The following is a 22,720-nucleotide window of genomic DNA, read 5'->3' as shown; positions in this document are numbered from 1 at the left end:
AATATTCTTTTTTCCATAGAATGAAAATATATAAAGTATGAAAAAACCCCCATCGAATGAGGGTTTAAGGCTCTATTTTTTATTAAACATTCTCTGCATCTTATTCCGTATTCTAATTAATAACGGTTCTTTATAATTTTTATCCTCATCAAAATACCCATAACCATAGCCATAGCCGTAGCCATATCCATAGCCGTAGCCCTGCTTCGTATTATAGTCATTATAAATAAGTCCTAAATGTTCAATTTCACTATTCTGATACTTCTCCGTGATGAGCTTCATCATATATTTCTCAGTATATTCGTGGCGAACTACATAGATATTGGCATCAGAATATTTCATAAGTTCGTAAGAATCTGCTACCAACCCTACTGGCGGTGAATCTATAATAATGAAATCATATTTTTCCTTCAGTTCCTGTAAAAACTTAACATTTCTCTGACTCATCAGCAATTCTGAAGGATTCGGAGGAATGGGTCCAGATGTAGCAACATCCAGATTAGGAATTTTGGTATGATTAATAATCTGGTCAATATTCACTTCTCCTGTAAGATAGTTTGAAATACCATATTTATTATCAATTTTAAAGTCACCAAAAATCTTTGGCTTTCTAAGGTCCATCCCTAAAAGAATTGTTTTTTTATCACTTAATCCTAATACGGAAGCCAAGTTAATGGAAATATAAGTTTTCCCTTCTCCTCCTACTGAAGAAGTGATCAAGATCACTTTCCCTTTTTCATCCTCATTATTCATCAGGAATCTCATATTAGCTCGAATTCCTCTAAACGCTTCTGAAACAGACGACTTCGGTTGTTCCAAAACCGTAAGCATATTTTCACTACTGTTATTTCCAATGACACCAAGAAGTGGAATTTTCGTTACACTCAATAATTCTTTAATATTCCTAATCTTATTATCAAGCACTTCACCAATCAGAATAAACAGTATGGGTAAGAACAACATTCCTCCTATTATTGCTGCTTTTGCCATTTTAATATTAGGGCTTACAGGTGGCTGGCCAATGTTCTTAGCAGGGTCAATCACACTAATATCAGATTGATTGGTTGCCACATTCATCTGAGCTTCATTTTGTCTGTTTAAAAGACTATTATATGTAGCTTCAATCATATTATACCCTCTTTCAGCATCCAGATATTTTCTTTCTTTTTCCGGATAAGAAGTTAAATCCGAATTCGCATCTGAAACCTGACGATCAATTTTGTTGATCTCATCATAATACTTGGTGTAGTAATTTTTTAAACTATTAAAAGATCCTGTTTTAGCTTCATTAATTAACCTGTTTACTTCCTTCATGGGCTCGGAAGCAGGTTTGTAAATTTGGGCTAATTCTGATCTTTTGGTATACAAAGCCTTAAGTTCGCTCACAGAAGCGGAGAAAAACCCATCTTCAAAACCGGCAGCATTGGTAGCAATCATTTTATCAAAATTCTGTGACTGAAGAGTACTTTTAATAGTATTCAGAGAGGTAATTTTGCTTACAATATCAGCTTTTTTTGCTTCAAGATCTTTTATTTTTTCAAGAGATTTTTCGTCTCTGTCTTTAATATTGTAAAGTTTTTCTGAGGTTTTCAAATAATTCAGAACAAGGGCAGCAGAATCTAATTTTTTACGGATTCCATTTAAGCTTCCTTGTAGATAAGCCGTTGTATTTTTATTAACCGTATTTTTATCTTCAAGTCTTTTTTTCTGAAGTTCAGCAACTGATTTATTCAAGAAATTTACTGTACTGTTAAGATTATAGCCTTTTTTATTGATAATCATGATGGTATTGATCTCCTTATCAAAGTTCACTGCTATAGTAGACACAATATCATTAACACTCTGGTTGACTGTCGCCAAATTGACAATAATATTATCTAATTTGATACTAGGGGTAACCGGGTTTTGAATTAACCTAAATCTCAGATTCGGGGAATTATACCATTCATTAACTTTAATAATCTTATTTGCCGGCCTGTTGTAGGTATTTATATTATGAAAACTTTCTGTTGCATAGCTATACAACCCTGTAGACTGTCCTTCTTCCGGCAGCACCACCTCGTATGTTCCGTTTCCTTTTGGTCTTAATGTAATTGGATAATTTACCTGTTGAAGATGCTTCTTATCAACTTCGAGAAAAACCGGAGAATCATCTTTATCCAGATAAGTAGATTTGATAAGCCCTTTGGTAGAATAATTTACAAAAAGGTTTAGTTCTTTAACCAAATATTCATTGTGAGATCTGGAAAAGAGCATTTTCTTTAAGTAAACACCATCCTGATTCCCTCCTTGTCCCCAAATGAAATTAATAGACTGATTAGGACTAAAATAACTTGAAGTATTATTAGAAATACTTAAGGATAAATCTGAAGCATATACATTCTGAGCATAGTATTTACTGTATACCCAAGAAATGGCATAGCCAATAAGGAACATAAAGGCAAACCAATACCAGTTTTTGAGTAATCTTCTTAAAAAATGTTCAATATCAAACAGCGCAAAGGTTCCGTACTTTTCTTTGGGAGCTTCGCTTTTTCCTACGTTAGTATCTTTTCCTGGAATCATGGGATTAAAGTCTTTGTAGGATTGTGTATAGAGTTAATGCCGTTGTAATAGCCGTTACACCAGTAAGCAGCGTCTGGATAGGATCTTTACCGAATCCGTTCAAGCTTTTTCTTCTGGTATTAAGATAAATTTCGTCACCATTCTGTACATAATAGTAAGGAGAGTTCATCAGATCTTCACGGGTAAGGTCTATTTTAGCAATTTTGATTCCTTCCGGAAGTTTTCTGTGGATAACAATTTCTTTTTTATCAATTGTTCTGTTTAGTCCACCATTGATTGCTAATGCCTCAGTAATTGTAAGCGTAGTTTTATGCGCTACTTTTTCTCCGGAAAGGCCTGTAGTTTCCACATCGCCAAGTATGTAATAGGTAATTCCGTCTGTATTTAATCTTACTTCGGATTTTCCTTCCTGAAAGTTCTCATTTACTTTAGTCTGTATTTCCTTTGCAACATCATCAAGGGTTCTTCCTTCTGCTTTAATGTAGCCTATCCCAAAGACGTTAATATCTCCGTTGATATCCACTTTTAATCCATTAAAATAGAAATTAACATTTCCTCCGATAGTTGCACCTGCACCACCAGCTCTTCCACCTGCTGTAGCTGCACTGTTGACTGCACCTCCGCCTCCAATTCCGCCTGAAGTATTGTAAGCTGAGTAAAATTGCGCTGCATCCCCTTTAGGAGTGGTCACAATATTAAGGTTAAGCATATCATTTTTGGTAATCCTATAGACAGGAATATTGTAGGGAACAAGACCTTCTTCATTGATTACAAGACTTTCACTGGGCTGTAAATATCTTACATCCTTTGTAGTGATACACGAGGTAAGTAAAAAAGGTAATAATATTAAAAATAAATACTTAAAATTCTTCATCATATTTGAATATTGTTTACAAAAGTAATATTTAATTGTTAATTTTTGTTATTTCTCAATCGATATATCAAATCTGGTAAATATGCTCCCATAAAACCTAATGAAACAATTACCAACAACAACAGATTCACATTGATATGTCTCAGATAATATGCTATTGCCACAATCATTAAATAATATACAATAATATAGAATGTAGATCTTCTGTGGGTAAGATTTAATTTTAGAAGTTTGTGATGAATGTGGTTCTTATCAGCATCGAAAGGTGATTTTTTATTGTAAAGCCTTACGAAGATTACGTTCAGCGTATCCACAATAGGTAAGATCAAGATAGCTACTGCGACTACCGGAGCAGACTGCAGGTGATATCTGGGTACATCGGCAAGCTTTTTATCTATAAAAATATCTATAAAACAAATAGAAGTAAAAGCCAACAGAAAGCCTAAAAGCATGGATCCTGTATCGCCCATAAACACTTTATTGGTTCTGTAATTTGACAGATTGTAATATAAAAATGCCAAAACCGTTCCTATAATTACTACCGATAAGACAACCAAAGGATAGTTATACTCACCTAATCTATAATAACTTATCCCAAACAGCGCACTACAGATCACGGAATATCCACCTGCCAACCCATCAATCCCATCAATAAGGTTGAAAGCGTTGATCAGAATAATAAAAGTAACAATACTGAATAGCACGCTTACGAAATATCCCAATTCAAACACTCCGAATATTCCGAATAAGCTTCTGATTCTGATATCTGAACCAATGACAATTAATGAGGATACAAGGATTTGTGCCACAAGCTTTTTGTACGCTCTCATCACCACAATATCATCCATCACTCCAATATAAAGAAGGATAATCAGTGAAGCAAAAAGGAATTTATAGAGGTCAAACAGCTCGTATGCAAAAATAGAGGCACAGATTCCGATGGAATAAAAGATGGCAATTCCCCCAAGATTTGGGATTTTTCTAAGGTGCGAGCTTCTGATACCTGGTTCATCCATAAGGTTCTTCCTTCTGGAAATCTTTACAATAGTAGGTATAGAGAAAAAAGTAATTAAAAAGGAAAACACGAAACCTAATCCTATTTTTACATAGAAAATAGGTATCCCTGATCCGCTTAAGAACAATTCAAAATTTTTCATTCTTTTCTTATCCAGTAACATTATCTCTCCAATTAAACCGATGATGCATGTATGCTTTCATCATGTTCTACTGTCCGAAACAATAGTACTTACATTTGTGTTTATATCAATTTTCTTATCAACTTTTTCTGTCCGGCAAAAAATAACAGATAAAAAATCTTTTTTTTCACCGGCAAAGATAAAAGATAATTTGTACCAAAACGACTATAGTTCAATATATCTTGAATTTTTATTTGTCTTTCTCTTATGAAAACAGACAGTTTCTCAGCCATACTGTAAAACGTCTTTTCATCTTTTACAAAAGCCAGATAGGCCAGAAAAGAATATACTCCTTCAAAAATCTGGAAGTTTTTCAGTTCTTTTCTTTTATGAGCATACCCGGACTTCCCAAATACATTTTCTACATCTTGCACCGCCTTTAATATATCAAGTCCTTTTTCCGTATGGGTTTTAGTGATAGAATCCGTACGCTCAAGATATTGATAGTGAAAACCTTGCGTCTGCGCAATCGTTTCACATTCCAGTAACAATTGTGGAATCAACTGAATATCTTCAAAATGAACTCCTTTTTTAAACCTTTTCTGTTCAAAAAGCTCTTTTTTGAATAATTTATTGCAGGCAAAATAACTGATATCCGAAAAAACAGAGAAATGCTCTTCCAATTTTATTTTTTCTGGCATATTGGGAATTTGTGTCAGCTTTTGGGTTACCTTCCCATTTTCATCAACTTTCTGAATATTACAGATTACCATTTCTGCCTGATGTTTTTCAGCCAGATGAAGCATTTCTTCAAACATGGTTTCCGTAACATAGTCATCACTGTCTACAAAACCAATATATTCTCCTGTTGCTTTTTCCAACCCAAAGTTTCTGGCATCACTTAATCCTCCATTTTCTTTGGTAAAGGTTTTTATTTTGTCGGAATATTTATCCCCATAACCTTTAATGATTTCCCCGGAACGATCTTTACTTCCATCATCTACTACAAGAATCTCAATATTCTGATGGGTTTGATTCACCAGGGAATCGAGGCATTTTGCCAAATAATTTTCGACATTATAAACGGGAACAATAATTGAAATTCTTGGGGGAACATTCACCATACATTAAAATTTCGTCAGTCTTGCATTCAACCAGCCTTTTTTAGCATCATCAAAATCCTTTCTTGAACAGGGAATGCAGTTTTCTATATTTTCATCGTCACCAAAATACCACAAATTACTGAAAGTATCACGCTTAAATGCAAATTGCCTGTCATCAATTAAAACATAAAACAATTCATATTGTCTTTCTTTGGGGTGGGACTGCTGGATATTGAACCCTTCAATCAGATACCATAGCATTTGTGCTAGCAGCTGATGATTCAGTTGATTTTCCGAATAGATATTATAATTAAAGATTCCTACTGTTTTCAGGTTTTCGCTCAGCCCGATCTCTTTCATGTAAGCGCAAATTTCTCTTCTGTTCAGTCCATTAACCTGTGGATTCATAGAAAATGGATCACTGAAACTTTCTATAGCATCACAATTTACCGTCACCAGATCTGCTTTTCTGAAGAAAGGTTCTGTTTTTTCAGTTGAGTTCATCATTTCTGCTAGACGGATGATATCAAACTCCACTTCTTTAATCAACCGCACAGAATCCATTTCATTTAAATGTTTCTGATAGCCTAAATGGTGATAATTTTTAATGGAAAAATTCTTAGCTCCAAAAATTTTACCTAAAAAAGTATATTCATTAATTTCCTCCCCTTGCTTAAGGGAAATAATGTTGCTGATCTGGGTATAATTAATGCTTTTCTGGTGGAAATTCAATGCTGAGAACAGTGAAAAAGCAAAATCATTGGAGCCGCCGATAATCACAGGAAGTGCTCTTTTATAATGACAGGCTGATAAAACTTCCTGTAAAATATAATGGGTATCCTGAACAGATTTCCCTGAGACTAAATCACCCAAATCCACAATCGGAATTTCAAAATCCAACTGTGAAAGTTTATAAAATTCTTTTCTGACTGCTGTAAAATCCTGTACTTCTGCATCGCCGCCTGCTCCTCTATAATCCGAAACAAATAAAAGAACAATACTATCTTCTTTTATATCTTTTGTAATCCGATTTCCGATCTGCCAGCTTTCTGTTTTAAAATTTCTTGGTGAAATGATAAAGTCTTCAAAATCCATATTTTAACCTAAAAATATAATCGTTTAATAATTTCTTGATCTAACAAACATACAAAAAAACGCAGCAACTGAAAATCCTGTGGGGACTTTTATTCGCAAAAAAAGCCGCTAACACTATTTGTTAACGGCTTTGTATTATATAATTAATATTATTTCTTCTTAGCAGCAGGTTTTTTAGCAGCTGTAGTTTTCTTAGCAGTTGTTGCCTTTTTTGCTGCAGGTTTTTTCTTTTCTGCAAAAGCATTTTTATCCTGATCGGTGATCCATTTTTTAACTTCATCCAGAGAAATTTCTTTCAATTCTTCTGCGTCATATTTGGTATCATCACTTTTCTTCGGAATTTTGAACATGGCTTTACCAAACTTAATGAAAGGTCCCCATCTTCCATTTTCAAGGGAAATTTTTTCTTTTTCCCATTGCTGGATGTATCGGTTAGCCTCTTTTTCCAGTTTAGCATCAATCAGCTCATTGATATCACCCTGAGAAAGATTATCGAAATTGTATTTCTTCGGTACATTGATAAAAATGTCTTTGTACTTGATAAATGGTCCGAATCTTCCTGATCCCTTGGTTACAGGCTCTCCTTTATAAGTGGCAATCGGAGCATCTGCTTTTTTCTTCTCATTGATGATCTCCTCTGCACGGTTTTGATCTATGGAAAGCGGATCTTCACCTTTTGGAATACTGATAAACGTTTCTCCCCATTTCACATAAGGTCCGAATCTTCCTACACCCACAGAAACTGCATTTCCTTCAAACTCATTCAATTCAAAAGGCAATTTAAATAGTTCCAATGCCTCTTCAAAGGTAATGGTTGCAATATTTTGTCCGGACATTAATGATGCAAAGATTGGCTTTTCTTCATCATCTGTTTCTCCAATCTGGATCATCGCACCAAATCTTCCGATTCTGGCATGAACATTTTTACCGGTCTTCGGATCAACTCCTAAAAGCCTGTCTCCTGTTGCACGGTCTGCATTTTCTTCTACATCTTCAATTCTCGGGTGGAATTTTGAGTAGAAATTCGTCATCATTTCCTTCCATTTTTGATCTCCGCTTGCAATTTCGTCGAAACTTTCTTCTACTCTTGCCGTGAAACCATAATCCAGGATTTCTTTAAAGTTATCTGTCAAGAAGTCATTTACAACTTCTCCTATATCTGTAGGAATGAATTTATTTTTATCGCCACCAAATTTTTCATCCAGAACTACTTTCTTGATTGTGTCTTTTACTAAAGACATTTTGATGACTTCACGGGTATTCGGTTCTATTTCTCTTTTATCTACATATTCTCTGTTCTGAATCGTCTGAATCGTTGGAGCATAAGTAGAGGGTCTACCAATCCCTAATTCTTCAAGCTTTCTGACTAATCCGGCTTCCGTATATCTTGCACTTGGTCTTGTGAATTTTTCTGTTGCCGTAATGGATTTGTAGCTTAGCACTTCACCAACTTTTACTTTTGGTAATAGTTTTTCATTGTTTTCCTCATCATCTTCTTCAGTTTTTACAATCCCGTAAGCTTTCAGGAAACCATCAAAAATAATGACTTCTCCCTGTGCTTCAAAATGGTGTGGCAATGAAGTATTTCCGATTTCGATGACCGTTTTTTCAATTTTAGCATTCGACATCTGAGAAGCTAGTGTTCTTCTGTAGATCAATTGGTACAGTTTATTCAACTGTGCGTCTCCAATGCTTTTCACTCCGAAATCCGTAGGACGAATGGCTTCGTGGGCTTCCTGTGCAGAAGCTGATTTTGTAGTATAGTTTCTTGGAGAAGAATATTCAGCTCCGTATTCTGAGATAATTTGTTTCTTAGCCCCTTCAATTGCTTCCTGGGAAAGGTTTACGGAGTCTGTTCTCATATAGGTAATGAATCCTTCTTCGTATAATCTCTGAGCCAGACGCATTGTATTGGTCACATTGTACCCCAATCTGGATGAAGCTTCCTGCTGTAGTGTGGAAGTGGTAAAAGGAGCGGATGCAGAACGTGTTCCCGGTTTTGTTTCAACATTCAGAACTTTAAATTCTGTAGTTTTAGCCTGTTCCAGAAATTTTTCAGCCTCAGCTTCTTTTTCGAAGTCTCTTTTCAGTTTGGCAGCAATTTCCTGCTCTGTATTGTTTAAGAAAATTCCGTCAAGTTTAAAACTTGCTTTGGGTACAAATTCACGGATTTCTTTTTCTCTTTCAACAATTAATCTTACGGCTACCGACTGCACTCTTCCTGCTGATAGTCCTGGTTTTACTTTCTTCCATAAAACCGGAGACATTTCAAAACCTACAATTCTGTCCAGCACTCTTCTTGCCTGCTGGGCATTCACTAAGTTCTGATCAATATCCCTTGGATTTTCAATTGCTTTTAGAATGGCATTTTTAGTAATCTCGTGGAAAACAATTCTTTTTCTGTTTTCGGGCTTCAGTTTCAATTCATCTGCTAAGTGCCATGCAATAGCTTCTCCTTCGCGGTCCTCATCGGAAGCCAGCCAAACCATTTCTGCTTTCTTTACTGCGGCCTTTAATTCTGTTACCAATTTCTTCTTGTCTGCTGAAACTTCGTAATCAGGACTAAAGGTGGCAAGATCTATTCCCATTCCTTTTTTAGGTAAGTCCCGGATATGACCGAAACTGGATTTCACTTCAAAATCCTTACCTAAATATTTCTGAATAGTTTTTGCCTTTGCCGGGGACTCTACGATTACTAAATTTTTTGACATTCTAAAAAAAATTTTTTGCAAAAGTAAAGCTTTTTTATTATATACTTTTTGAAATCACATTTTATTTAATAATTCCAGAGGGGCAACAAACAGTCTGTAAAATACTCCTTCGAACGTGAAGCCCATCCCGGACATTTCTACTCTATATAGTAAGGATAACAGTATTATAGCTATTGTTATATAAAATTTCCGGTCAATAATTACGGCTTCATAAGCATATATAGAGGTCCCTTTTTTCAGCATCATGGCAAAAAGGATAATGATCAGCATCATGTGAATGTACATCCATCTACCCCAGTCTATAGCCAGATAAAATAGTGGAAATGAAAAGATAAAGGCTCCGATTAATAAAATATATAAAATCTTTCGGCCCTTTAGATATTTTAAATAATAGCCGATATGAAATACACTTATCCCTAAACTGATAAAGTAAAGCAGATATTCATTAAGATGTTCTTTAATATATTGTCTTTCATCAATATCCCAATAAAAGATTCCATAAGTTGGATACACCCCTCTTCTGTTCAGTATTTCCAGCGACATTCCTTCATTTACATTTTTTCCAAATACAATAATGGCTGCAGCAGGAATAATTACCGCCATAAAGAACTTGATATATCTTTTAATTTCCAGCTTTCCATTTTTCACATAGAGCGCGATTGCAAAATAAGGGACATAAAATAGGGTAACCTCATGCAAAAGTGTACTTATAAAAAGCAGTATACAGAAGAGATATTCTTTATATTTTGAAAGCTTATCATTATCTAAAAGGTATACAAAGTAAGTAAACAAAAGAAATACAATAAATTCTTTCTTTCCTACATAGGTTACAGTATTCAGCAGACCTACAAAACCAATGGACGACAATAAAAGTGAGAGATACAACAGATCTGTTATTTTATACCTAATGAGTTTTGTATAACACCAAAAGAACAGCGAAATAATAATAAATTGAAAAAAGTAAACAATATAATTAAGACTAAGCCCTGTTATATCCTGTAGAATAAAAAAGAAACTCCCGGATAAACCTCTTCTTTTAAACCCACCGTCTTCATAATTTATGAGCCAGTCTGCCAGAATATATCCGTCGTCTTTAAGATTAAATACAAGGGTAAATGCTAGGGTATAAATTGCCGTAATGGCAATAAGAAAATAAATAAAGATCTTACTATTAAAATGTTGTACAAACTTTTCTAACCTCATAGTGTATTTTTAAAACCTGCGAAACAATAAGAGTAAGAAACGGTCTAATTTTTCACAATTTTACAAGTGCTAAAATTATGAATTTACAGTTATCTACAGACATATATTTCTTTTTTTTAACAAGATTCCCAAGTCCCCTGAAAAGAAATTTCGTTTTTGCCACATATAAGCAAACAATAAAGCCGGCCCTATAGTGAACCGGCATGTTTTTTAGGGTTTCTTCCATAAATTTTATTTTTTACCTCAACGGTTCTTCATTGAAAGTAATTAGTTCTTTGGGGATCTCGTTCTTTGATGCAGGTAAAGTCGTCACCTGATCTTTAGGAATGGGTCCCAATTCGTTCCCACTGGCATCAAATTTCATTTTTACACATCTGCAATTCATCCCAAAATACGGATCATTGTTATCATGGAAAGCTAACATACGATTCGCTGTAGAAGCAGCATCCCAAAGAATATTGATCGATCTTCCTATATAATTTGACAACAAAGCTCCCGTCCAGATTCCCGGATATTGAAAATTAATCACATTGAAACTTCCTGCTGCACTTTGATTGCCAATGACACTTCGGAAGCCTCTGGATCCTGAATTCGGATAACTTCCCACGCTGTATGACTGGTCATTAAAAGCATATCCGATGGTAGAAGTGGTACTTGGGTTTCTGACCCTTGTCCCTAAATAATCGTTAAGCACACTCAATGCTGTTGCTACATTCTTATCTTTTTTATACCAGGGTGAAATCCCAAAATCCTGATTCGTTGTAATAGAAGTTCCGGTAAGATCCGGGATACGCCATCCTTCCGGACATGGATCAAAAGGTGATTTCTTTGTTCCTCTTCCCCATCGGTCTGGCGCTAAATTAGGTTCATCTGCCAACCAATCTGTTCCATTGGTAAAGTTTGGGGTTGCACTGTTATAAGCAGCGAAAGTGCTTGGTATCATATAAACTAAAGGATTTCTAACTGAATAGGTTAAAACTTTTGAAATCTTATCTGCTATTTTATCTTTAGGCAATACGTTTGCATTGGCAGCATTTGTATAAGTATTGAATGGTACGATATAGCTTCCGCCCAAATTATTATAGGCTGCTCCTGTTAAAGAAGTATAAGCTACTGTTCCATCTGCCCCTGCTGTTCCCAAAAATATATTAAATGAAGCTCTGTTGTCTGCATATTGAAAAGTAGGAATAGGGTCTTTTCTTCCCCATTGATAATGCATTCCAGTTGAAGCCCGGATTTTTGAAAGTTCAACTGCAGTAGGCGTTAATGGATTAGCAACTACGGGAAAAGCATCGGTAGCTCCTAAATTTCTATCCATAAATTCTGTCTGCAACGGGGATGAACCTTTATCCACGTAATTTACATAATTAGTTACAGCTGTATTAGGTAGTTCTGTAGTATAGGCATTAGAAGCAATGGGAGTATCTGTTACCCAAATATGCCAACTCCAATATACAGGACTTGTAATACTTCCGTTATGCAACGTAATCACCGCATTTCCGCTTTGATTAGGATTAATCGTAACTAGAATTTTAGTGTTTGGAATCCCGTCCAATGAGCTTGGTGAACCTCCTGGGATTGTTACTTTACTGACCAAAGCCGTATTCGTACTCCAAAGAACGTTTGCTTTTAAATTATTGAAACTTGATAAGGAAAGAATATCTTTATTATTCAAAATTTCACTTTGAACAGAAAATGCTTTACTCACAGGTATTTCAAGGAGAGTTGGCGTTGTATTCTTTACAAGCTGATAGGTATTTGGATTGTTAATTCCTTCTTTAAATTCAACAACAGCAGGCAAATATTCTGTTGGAAAATCGTAACTATCCACAACATACAGTGGATCTTTTATACATCTGCATGCATTTGCTCCCGAAGTTTCACCTGCTGCCAGCGGCATATACCAATACCTTCCTTTCACATTCGGAAAAGCAGCATCCGGAACATCGGGTTGACCTTTATCCGGAACCATAAACAGCGCCCGGGCTCCCACAACAGGAGTATTATCAAAATGTTTAGCCATAGTTGCGGTCCACAAACCGGTATGGTGCTGATCTGTATATTGCCCTTGATGAACAGTGAGCGCTAATTGGCCCGTTCCAGGAAAAAGCCCCATATTAAAGCCATTCACATTGGATAAATCAAAGCCCGTATTAGCGTATAATTTAAAGCCTTTCATATAGTTTGGAGTGTTTGCATCCGTTGGTTTTATCACCTGATATTTATTGGCTTCAAAAGTATTTTTCCCCATATTTGTTCTTACTCCAAATGGTGAAAAGTCTATTCTCACGTCATCTATATAGGTTTGAGAAGCTAAATTAGCAACCAACATAGAAGGAATTCGCCATCCATTCGGACATGGATCATAGGAAGATTTATCCTGATAAGGTTTTGCACTGCTGTCATCGTTATAGTTTGCACTCACCTTTCCCTGAGCGTTGTCTGACCATAAATTTAATTCTGAAAGCTGTGCATCCGGAATTGAAGCAGATTTCCCAAACCAGTTCACCATTAAGGCAGTATTGTTATTATAGTAAGCCGGTCCTGAATTATCATCTTTATTAACGTAAATAAGGCTTATCGGATTCTTAATGGAAAGCTTTACATTATTGCTTACCTCAGCATTGGAAAGCAGAACAAACTTTCTAAGATCATCAATTTTTACGGCTCCGGTAAAATTTTTAGCCCCTCTGTGACGTACCCGCCCTATTGATCCTGAAACCTCATAAAAATCGTCTCCTTTTAAAGCCAAAGGAGGAATGGGATCTTTTCTCCCCCATTGATATAACAATCCTCCATTTTTAGTCCATTCCGTTGCAGTAATCGAACTTCCGATTGCACCCAAATTTCGATCCATCCACCTCCATTCTGAGTCGGGAATCAATTCTACAGTTCCGTTGTTTCTTTGTCTTGAGACTCCCGTAAAACTCTTATAAGTAGATCCATTTTCAGGAGTATCCGTAACCCAAATATGCCATGACCAAAAAACTTCTCCATTGATCTTTAAGGTAACTACTGCATTTCCTTCTTTGGATTTATTAATGGGAACTTTTATTTTAGCATTATCTCCGGAGCCTAGTATTTCCAAAAGATAGTCTGTTCCCGATTTTATCAATCCCGGATTATCTTCCCAAAGAACATCTGCCGTAGCTTGTCCTGCAGGGATTCCCGAGGCTCCAAGAATTTTATCCTGTTGCCACATCGCGTACGCCTTTTTTACAGGAATATATAAACCTTCGTTATTTTGAGCGGGATCAAAGAGATAGCTATTGGGAGCTTTCGTCCAGTCTCTTTCGTCATTAATAATTTTTTTATCGGGATTTGAATTCCTGACCTTAGTTTGAATCCTTTTTTCAGCTGAAGGTTTAATTATTGTATCCTGATCTGTTTTTGTAAGCTTTTCTATTGAAACCGCTTGCTTTTCCATCGTCATACCCCTGATAAAACAGATACATACCAATACCAGGCAAATGATTGCCCTCCATTTTTTTAATACTGATTTTTTCATGTCAATGATTTTTATATAAACACAAGTACACCCCTATACTTTTGATATAAAAAAGCCACATAATACGCCAATTACAATCAATTAAATTAATTATTAAACAAATAATTCAACATAATCATTTTATTAATAACAATTAAACAACAAGAATCAAAAAATACACCAAAAAGAACAAAAGTAATACTCTTAACATTTTAATAATCAATAGAAAAGTTATCCAACACTCTGGATTCGGGATGTAATAAGGGCATAAAAAAACCGGAAGAAAAATCTCCCGGTTACAGTCTTATGGAACAGATTATTTATTCCTTAATGATCTTCACTACATTTTCAGAATTATTAATCCTTATAAGATAAATTCCTGTGGTTAAAACAGAAAGGTCTGTTTTTTCATTTTCAAATTTTCCTGATTTCACCAATTGTCCAGACATATTATAAACTTGGTAATGATATTCTTTGACTTTATCATTTCCCTTAATGTATAATATACTCTTTACCGGATTAGGGAATACTTCAAGTTTATTCTGAACGATCTGTTCTTCAACAGCTTTTTTTGCCAAAATGTTTGTGGCTCTGGCCGTAGAAACTGTAGTTACCTGCAATCTTGGTATTGGTCCGGCTTCATTTGTTCCATCAGTTTTTACTTTTACACAACGGCAGCTTGCTCCGAAATAAGGGTCATTATTATCATGAAATGCCTGAATAAAATTTTGAGGCACTCCACTGTCATACTTTTTGAGAAGCAGGTTAATGGGTCTGCCATTGAAATTGGAACTTAAGCCTGATGTCCAGAAACCGGTGTACAGACTTCCATTGCTATCTCCTTCAGAAGAAGCAAAATTAGGTGTTGTATTTGTGGTAACACTTCTGTATCCTCTCATTCCTGTAAATATAGCATAGTTACCAATCGTGTAATCATTATTTGGGAACATAAACCCTGCAATTCTTCTCTTTCCAACTCTCACCTGAATTCCAAAATTGTCTGTAATGATTCTATATGAACTTGCAGCTCTATATCCTTTTCTATACCAAGGGCTAAGACCAAAATCTTCCTGTGCTACAGGATTTGAAGGGACAGCAATTACCGAAACGGTTGTTAAATCCGGGATTCTCCATCCTTCCGGACAAGGATCAAAAGGAGATTTTTTATCACCTCTTCCCCAACGGTCGGCAGCTAAATTAGGCTCTGAAGCCAGCCAGTCTGAACCTTTTCCGGTAGCATCTAATGTACTTGGTACCATAAAGGCCAATGGATTTTTCACTGAGTATGATAGTACTTTTGCTATTTTTTCAGAAGGTTTATCTGTAGCTACAACATTCGCATTGGCAGAATTACTATAAGTAGCATAGGGTCTAATATAATTGGTATTATAATTTGATTCAATTAAAGGGGCATAAGTAATGGTCCCGTTTGCAGCAGTAGTTCCTGTCCAGTATTTTACAGCATCTGTTTTATAACGATATTGACCATAATCAATATCTGATGCCGTTCTATAGGTTGGAATAGGGTCTTTTCTTCCCCATTGATAATGAAGTCCGCCAGATAACATAATTTGTTCCGGAGAGCCTGGCAATGCTGTCTCAGGGTTTAAGTTATCTCCATTAATGGTCGGAAATACTTCTACCGCCCCTAAATTTCTATCCATGATTTCAGTATCCAGAACTTCACTTCTTTTGGCAAAGTTTATATAGTTCACGGCGTTAGCATCCGGCTGATCTGTTATATAGCGATTAGATGTAATAGCTGTATTGGTCACCCAGATATGCCAGCTCCAATATACCGGGTTGGTGATACTTCCGTTGTGTAGAGTAACGACAGCATTCCCGCTTTTGTTTGGATTAATGATTACTTTTATCTTTGAGCTGCTGATTGCAGATATAGAACCCGGCTGATCTACGGAAACCTGCTTAATGAGACCTGTATCCGTTGTCCATAGAACATTTGTTTTTAAATTATCAAAGCTTGATGCATTTAAAATATCAGGATTATTCAGCAATTGACTCTGAGCTGAAAAAGCTTTACTGATTGGAATTTCAAGAGTAGATTCACCAGTAGATTTTACTATTGTATAGGTGTTCGGATTATCTAATCCTTCCATATATTGTCCTTCTGCAAAGAAATCTGTAGGGAAATCATAATCGTTCACTACATATAAAGGATCCTTGATACATCTGCAACCATTAGCACCTGAAGTTTCTCCCATAGATAAGGGCTGATAGAAATATCTTCCGTTAATATTCGGGTAATTTGAATCCGGAATATCAGGCTGCTCTTTGTCAGGAACCATAAATAATGCTCTGGCTACTATGGATGGGGAGGCATCGAAATGTCTGGTCATAGTTGCTGTCCATAAAGCGGTATGATGCTGATCTGTATACTGACCTTCATGTCTGTTGATAAGCAATTGTCCGGTACCTGGAAATTTACCCATATTAAATCCACCCACATTGGAAAGATCATATCCTACGTTAGTGTACAGTTTAAATCCTTTCATAAAGTTAGGCGCTCCTGCATCTGTAGGTTTGATGATCTGATACGTATTGGCCTCGAAAGTATTCTTACCCATATTGGTTTTTACCCCTAAAGGAGAAAAGTCAATTCTTATATCATCAATATAAGTCTTTGATCCTGCATTGGCCACTAACACAGAAGGAACCCGCCAACCATTAGGACATGGATCATAAGAAGATTTATTTTTGTAGGGCTGTGCATCATTATCTTCCAGATAATTATCTCTATACTTCCCTTCTGAATTATCAGACCATAAATTCAACTCAGAAAGACGATTGCTCCCAAAATCAGGTGATTTCCCAAACCAGTTTAGCATGAGTGTCTTGCCACTGTCATAATAAGCAATATCTGCACTGTTATTCCCGACATAGATAAGGCTTAAAGGATTTTTAACAGCAAGAGAAAGATTATTTCTCACATTTGCATTCGCCAATGGAACAAATTTTCTAAGGGCATCAATTTTAACTGAATTTGTCGTATACTGAGCATTTCTATGTCTTACTCTTCCTATAGAACCAGATACTTCATAAGAGTCATTTCCTTTAGCTGTCAAAGGAGGAATAGGATCTTTTCTTCCCCATTGATAAAGCAATCCTCCATTTTTATTCCAGTTTCCTGAAGTTAAAGAATTACTCATCGCTCCTAAGTTTCTATCCATCCAGCCCCAATCCGAATCCGGAATCAATTCCACCGTTCCATCTTTCTTTTGTCTTTTGAGCCCGGCAAAGCTTTTATAAGTGGAACCATTCGTAGGATCATCTGTCACCCAGATATGCCATGACCAATACACTTCCCCGCCCACTTTTAATGCAATAACGGCATTTCCTTTTTTAGCTTTGTTAACAGGAACTTTTATCTTGGCATCTTCTCCTGAACCCATCATTTCAAGGCTATAATTAGTTCCTGATTTAATCAATCCATGAGCATCTTCCCATAAAACATCTGCAGTTAATGTTCCTGCAGGAATATTAGATCCACCTATATATTTATCCTTCTGCCACATGGCGAAAGCTTTTTTAATAGGAATATAAAGACCGTCCACAGCATTTCCTGTTTTATCTTTTCCTGTAAAAATATAACTATTGGGAGCTTTGGTCCAGTCTGCCACACTATAATCTGAGACAGCATCCGCATTAACCGTAAAACATCCTTGCGAACATTCTGAAGTATCATCATAAGCGGTAGTTGAACCAAAAACGCCAGTATATTTAATGAATTTGAATACTTCTTTTTCAACATCCTGCATAGACCTTTTGGGCTGGTATAAAGTATTAACATCATTCCTTAGCGCACCCACACCATATAAAGTCATTTCTGAGGTATTGGAAATAATAAGGTTTTCAGATCCGGGACCTCTTCTCGCCACGTTGTTTGTATATCCGAAATAAGGAGCTCCATAATTACTTGTACTGCTTGGAGTAAGGTCTATATAAGTTCCATCACTTTTATAGATTCTTAATCCGGTCGTAAGACTTGATACAATCACAACCGGTTCCTGATCCGGAATAAATTCAGATAAACTTTTCCATGTCTTGTTATACATATTAAAGTATCTGCTTTCTATAAAGTTTGGATTTTTCCAATTAAAATACCCTGGGCCATTAGGCTCTCCCGGCCATTGACTGAATTTCACAAAGAACCCGTTCGCTGAAAATTTACCGGCAAACATATATACAGGGTCATCATAGCTATACAGGTAAGGAATGGGGTGCCCTGCTGCTTCATTGTAAATAAATTCGGAAGTAGCTCCTAAGGTATCACTGACAGCTCCTGTATTAACCAATTTTACAGATTTGCTCCCATTTGCATCTGTTATCAGATCTGATGGCTGAGTTGGCGCAAACACGACATCGTCTTTTTTATTATCCATCAAAACATTGCTCAGCTTATTCCAGGAATAAGCGGAAGTCACCCTGTCTTTTACTCCAATCACTTTTCCACTGCTGTTGGTAAGCAATGATCCTTCTTTTTTGGGAGTTAAAAGCATGGTATATTCATTCTCATCCAGGTCACAGTTGGCAGCAACATAATCATTAAGTTTATAATGACTTATACTCTTATCCCATACCACACTATTAAAATTGCTGAGATTCGTATCTGAACTCAATTCTACTTTTACATGATAAGAACTTTGAGCAGAAGCAGGAAGTTCAAAACGAACCGTAAGAATTTCATTGTACTGGTTATACGAATACAGGGTTTTACACCATCCGGTAACCCAATTATCTTGCGCATCCTTATACTTTACCGAAAGTTTTATATGGTCGCTGGTAAAAGGTTTTGTAAGTTTTCCACTCATTACCACCAACCCTTTCTGATTGACGTTCTGATTGATCATAATAAGCGGATCCAGATCATAAGTAAATGGAGCGACAAGACCGTTAAACCTGAGAACATCAGGCTTTTCATAAGTTTCCGGGGGCGAAAATTCCCGCGAAAAAGCATGAGTTGACACCACGCAGAATGCTGTTGCCAAAATTTTAGAAATAAATTTTGCTTTCATAAACGTTGTTGTTTGAATAAATGTGTTAAAACTTGATTATTGTATCCCGAAAAGATGATATCGGGTAAAAGAAAAAAGGAAGATATGAGTGATTTCACTCCTATTTTTGTTCATCATGGTGTATTTGTTTTTTTAGTTCAAACCTTGCACAGGTTGGGAATTATTTATCACAAATATATGAAAAACAGTATTAGATCATAACAAATTTAACAGCAACACATTATAGAAATATATCTATAAAAAAAACGATAGTAGTACCGTTTTTTTATTTTATATTTTTAAGCAAAACTTTTAATTTTTTCTGAATTGGAGGTTCAAGATATTTTGCTACAAGATATGCTATAGGAATAACAAGCGAAAAAGAAATAATAGGCAGAAGCCAGTAGGGAACAGGAATATGTTTATCAATCTTCACCATCCATGAGATCATCATATTTTCATGCAATAGATAAACAGGATAACTTACAAAACCAATAAACGTGAATAGTCTCATAGAAAAGAAACGTTCCATTTTATCCCAGAATAATGCCCCTACAAAAATAAGAACCAGCATCATAAGATATAAATTTCTTGTCATATCCTGAAGCCTGTACATATAAAACATGGCACATATTGTGGCTATAACAAATGCATACAGATATCGTTTATCCCGTTCTTTATAGTAAATATAGATTAATGCCCCTGAAACAAACCATCCAAAATATACAAAATTCCCAATGTAAGCCTTAAACTTCAACAATTCTAAAGGAAGCAAATGATGGAATTCCAGGATCTGATAGGATACGGCTACCAAATAAATGATAAAGATCCCCAACAATGCCAGATTTCTTTTAAACAGATAATAAAGTGCACCAAAAATCACATAAAATTTCACTTCAATATATAAAGACCAAAATGATGATTCTAAAACGGGAAAGTCTGTTTTAAAAACACGTTCAAGCAGCCCCTCGTCTACGAATAAAATTCCTGGAAGCAGAGATTTAAGCTCCGGAATTCCCAAAGGTCTTTCAGAAAAGAACCCCGCAGTAATATAGATAATCACTGAACAGATCAGCATACTTGGAAAAAGTCTCACCCATCTGTTTTTAATAAACTGGATAAAACCGGGTGTTTTTTCCATAGACATCAGAATAACAAACCCGGAAATCAGAAAAAACAGCTGTACTCCAAGATCTCCATATTTTACCAGGATATTATCTTTATACAAACCTCCAAAAGGATAATTTTTTTCCCAAATATAGTATCCATGGAAAAGAAAGACCAACAAAATAGCAAGCCCTCTTAAACCGTCTAAAACCAATATCCTATTTCTTTGTTCAGCCATATATGATAAAATATAGAAACACCTTACGGAAGAATATGGTTATGATAAAGATCTATTGTAAATCTTCCTGCCGTAATATTTTTAAACATGGAGAATACCACAAAGTTAAAAATCACCAAAAATATAATGAAACTATGGATGGCAGCTTTCATCCCTTTAGAAACCACAAACATGGTATTTGGAATTAGAATATAGGAAAATGCCAGAAAAGTTCCCGTTAATCTGGATGAAAAGATAGGGTTATTTCTAAAGATAAAGTAAAAGCAGATTCCTATTACGGTATAATTCCGGTGATATTCGTAATAAGGATATTTTTCTTTCATTTTTGTATCAAAAACAAAGAGGAAGGCTGTACAAATAGCCAACATTACCTCCGGAATTCCAAACCCTCCGTTCAGCCTCTCTACAGATTCATTAACATAACCGTTGAAACCGTCTATCAAAGTATTCTCGGACGCTATACTTCCCAGTAAATCTCCAAAATAACGGTATACCTCAAATGGAGAAAGGAATACTGATATCAGAATAAAAATAAGCATCCACATTTTATTCAGTGGAATTCTGGCTACCCAATACATCGGAAGCATCAGATAACAAACATTATGAATACCTGCTGCAAGGTAAATCCATAAAAGATACATCCACAAATTCCGCTCTTTAATATACCGGATGGCCCAATATGCCATGAAACAGCCTAAATTTTGTCTGATCTGACCACTCTCTCCAATAAAGAATCCCGGAATAAAGACAAAAAGCAAAAAGGTGAAAGGATAGTGCGTATTCTCTTCAACAAATTTTGTTTTAAAAAATGTTACCAGTGCTGCAATTACAAACGTTAACATGTAAAAGGGAGCATCAAAAATATTGAGAAGAATCTTATTAATCAACACATAGAGCCACTCCTGTTCCACAACCTGAGGACCTTTTATTGAAAGTGCCGAAAGAAAAATACTCAAATAATCTTTCGTATCCGAATACACATAAATTCCTACATAACTTCCATAATCCGGCCCTACATCATCACGAAACCCTGCAATAATAACAAGATAAACCGCCAAAATATAAAGCGCCCCTTTGTTCGTTTTCTCGGAATACACTTCGTGAAAACTGAAAATCAACATATAGATGATTGCAATGATATAATATGGGTGCAATAAACTCATTAGACGGATATGGTATTTTTAAATTGATATGAAGTAAAAATAAATCCCGTAAGAATCAAAGGGATAAACAATCTGACTTCCCAGAAAAGCCCTACCATGGCAATCATGACCAGGTAAGGAATGGCAAAGAACAGATATTTTCTGATCAATATTTTTCCTTCATCATTACACAACAGGTAACTGAAATATAAACTTAATGTTCCAAACAGAAGACCGCTTATATTAAAAGGACTGCTGAAATTATCCAGGAAATAAATTCCTTCCACAAAAGACACATCCTGATGAATCATCATCCTAAGTCCTGCGTAAGGAATAATAAAAGCAACCACCAAAAATATAAGCTCTTTGATGAAAGTAAAATCCTTCTTTTTCAATTTTTCAAAATCAATACACATTGCGGCAAAAAAAGAAATGTTCAGGCATGAAGTTTCTCTTGCCAACGTAGAAATAAATACCACCGCACATAAAAGAATAAAATCTATGGTTCTCCGCTTCTGGAAATATTTCAACGTAAGTAATGCTCCTGAAAGATAAAAGAAAATTGCAATAGAATCACAATTAGTGGGAACGTACTGCACAATAACAATAAAAAAAACAGCCAGCAAGTGAATCATTCTCCTGATATTCAAATGTAGAAGAACTCCTGTATGACTTAATTTGAATAGTGAATGCAAAACAATTGAAGACAGCACAAAAAAGAAACTGTTAATCAAAAAAATACTGTGATAAAACAAAGTTCCCTGTTTTAAAAGAAAGTTCTTCAGAAAAGGAAGGTAATTATTTACGATGAGGGTTACCACCTCTGTAGCATGTACACTCAGATAATTGGGGATTACTCTGTAAGCATATACAGAGGAGAACATAAAGTCCGGAGCCTTCTCCATGGTTTTTAATCTTACATACGAAGACTCAAAGCCATAATAAGACATCGCAAACAGCAAAAACGGGAGTACTGCTACAAATAGAAATCCGTTTATTTTTTCATCATTTTTTGTCAACATATCAAAAACAGATTCTTATTTTTTT

The 22,720-nt window shown here is 35.6% G+C and carries 12 protein-coding genes; all 12 read right to left on the bottom strand.

Going from position 1 to position 22,720, the window contains the following annotated elements; translation table 11 throughout:
- Positions 1-72 precede the first annotated feature (72 nt).
- A complete protein-coding gene (locus EG344_RS13150; RefSeq protein WP_123909816.1) occupies positions 73-2,565 on the bottom strand; it encodes an exopolysaccharide transport family protein in 2,493 nt (830 codons plus the stop codon).
- A gap of 4 nt (positions 2,566-2,569) precedes the next feature.
- Positions 2,570-3,442, bottom strand: a complete 873-nt coding sequence (locus EG344_RS13145; protein ID WP_123909815.1) for a polysaccharide biosynthesis/export family protein — start codon at positions 3,440-3,442, stop codon at positions 2,570-2,572.
- A gap of 35 nt (positions 3,443-3,477) precedes the next feature.
- Entirely contained in the window at positions 3,478-4,596 is a 1,119-nt protein-coding gene (locus EG344_RS13140; RefSeq protein WP_123909814.1) for a glycosyltransferase family 4 protein, read from the bottom strand.
- Positions 4,597-4,697: 101 nt separating this feature from the next.
- Positions 4,698-5,699, bottom strand: a complete 1,002-nt coding sequence (locus tag EG344_RS13135; RefSeq protein ID WP_123909813.1) for a glycosyltransferase family 2 protein — start codon at positions 5,697-5,699, stop codon at positions 4,698-4,700.
- Between the two features lie 3 nt (positions 5,700-5,702).
- Positions 5,703-6,773, bottom strand: a complete 1,071-nt coding sequence (locus tag EG344_RS13130; protein WP_123909812.1) for a formimidoylglutamase — start codon at positions 6,771-6,773, stop codon at positions 5,703-5,705.
- Positions 6,774-6,922: 149 nt separating this feature from the next.
- A complete protein-coding gene (gene topA / locus EG344_RS13125) occupies positions 6,923-9,484 on the bottom strand; it encodes a type I DNA topoisomerase (protein ID WP_123909811.1) in 2,562 nt (853 codons plus the stop codon).
- Positions 9,485-9,538: 54 nt separating this feature from the next.
- Positions 9,539-10,687 carry a hypothetical protein gene (locus EG344_RS13120; RefSeq protein ID WP_123909810.1) on the bottom strand — a complete coding sequence of 383 codons (1,149 nt, stop codon included), beginning with the start codon at positions 10,685-10,687 and terminating at the stop codon, positions 9,539-9,541.
- Positions 10,688-10,925: 238 nt separating this feature from the next.
- Positions 10,926-14,195 (bottom strand): hypothetical protein, encoded by a 3,270-nt coding sequence (locus EG344_RS13115; RefSeq protein WP_123909809.1) that lies wholly within the window; start codon positions 14,193-14,195, stop codon positions 10,926-10,928.
- 299 nt (positions 14,196-14,494) lie between these two features.
- A complete protein-coding gene (locus EG344_RS13110; RefSeq protein ID WP_123909808.1) occupies positions 14,495-19,207 on the bottom strand; it encodes a T9SS type A sorting domain-containing protein in 4,713 nt (1,570 codons plus the stop codon).
- Positions 19,208-19,472: 265 nt separating this feature from the next.
- Entirely contained in the window at positions 19,473-20,531 is a 1,059-nt protein-coding gene (locus EG344_RS13105; RefSeq protein WP_123909807.1) for an acyltransferase family protein, read from the bottom strand.
- Between the two features lie 23 nt (positions 20,532-20,554).
- Entirely contained in the window at positions 20,555-21,694 is a 1,140-nt protein-coding gene (locus EG344_RS13100; protein WP_123909806.1) for an EpsG family protein, read from the bottom strand.
- Positions 21,694-22,695: a hypothetical protein gene (locus tag EG344_RS13095; RefSeq protein WP_123909805.1), complete on the bottom strand. Its 1,002-nt coding sequence runs from the start codon at positions 22,693-22,695 to the stop codon at positions 21,694-21,696. The genes EG344_RS13100 and EG344_RS13095 overlap by 1 nt, the downstream gene beginning before the upstream one ends.
- Between the last annotated feature and the right edge of the window lie 25 nt (positions 22,696-22,720).

Origin of the sequence: Chryseobacterium sp. G0162, from assembly GCF_003815715.1 — a bacterium.
Lineage (GTDB): Bacteria > Bacteroidota > Bacteroidia > Flavobacteriales > Weeksellaceae > Chryseobacterium.
Note: the sequence above shows the minus strand (reverse complement) of the source record. Positions and strands in the feature narration are given on the sequence as shown.

Coding starts and splice junctions, on each gene's coding strand:
- EG344_RS13120 (WP_123909810.1), bottom strand. CDS start 10,687: ATGAGGTTAGAAAAGTTTGTACAACATTTTAATAGTAAGATCTTTATT.
- EG344_RS13095 (WP_123909805.1), bottom strand. CDS start 22,695: ATGTTGACAAAAAATGATGAAAAAATAAACGGATTTCTATTTGTAGCA.
- EG344_RS13140 (WP_123909814.1), bottom strand. CDS start 4,596: ATGAAAAATTTTGAATTGTTCTTAAGCGGATCAGGGATACCTATTTTC.
- EG344_RS13145 (WP_123909815.1), bottom strand. CDS start 3,442: ATGATGAAGAATTTTAAGTATTTATTTTTAATATTATTACCTTTTTTA.
- EG344_RS13115 (WP_123909809.1), bottom strand. CDS start 14,195: ATGAAAAAATCAGTATTAAAAAAATGGAGGGCAATCATTTGCCTGGTA.
- EG344_RS13110 (WP_123909808.1), bottom strand. CDS start 19,207: ATGAAAGCAAAATTTATTTCTAAAATTTTGGCAACAGCATTCTGCGTG.
- EG344_RS13130 (WP_123909812.1), bottom strand. CDS start 6,773: ATGGATTTTGAAGACTTTATCATTTCACCAAGAAATTTTAAAACAGAA.
- topA (WP_123909811.1), bottom strand. CDS start 9,484: ATGTCAAAAAATTTAGTAATCGTAGAGTCCCCGGCAAAGGCAAAAACT.
- EG344_RS13105 (WP_123909807.1), bottom strand. CDS start 20,531: ATGGCTGAACAAAGAAATAGGATATTGGTTTTAGACGGTTTAAGAGGG.
- EG344_RS13100 (WP_123909806.1), bottom strand. CDS start 21,694: ATGAGTTTATTGCACCCATATTATATCATTGCAATCATCTATATGTTG.
- EG344_RS13150 (WP_123909816.1), bottom strand. CDS start 2,565: ATGATTCCAGGAAAAGATACTAACGTAGGAAAAAGCGAAGCTCCCAAA.
- EG344_RS13135 (WP_123909813.1), bottom strand. CDS start 5,699: ATGGTGAATGTTCCCCCAAGAATTTCAATTATTGTTCCCGTTTATAAT.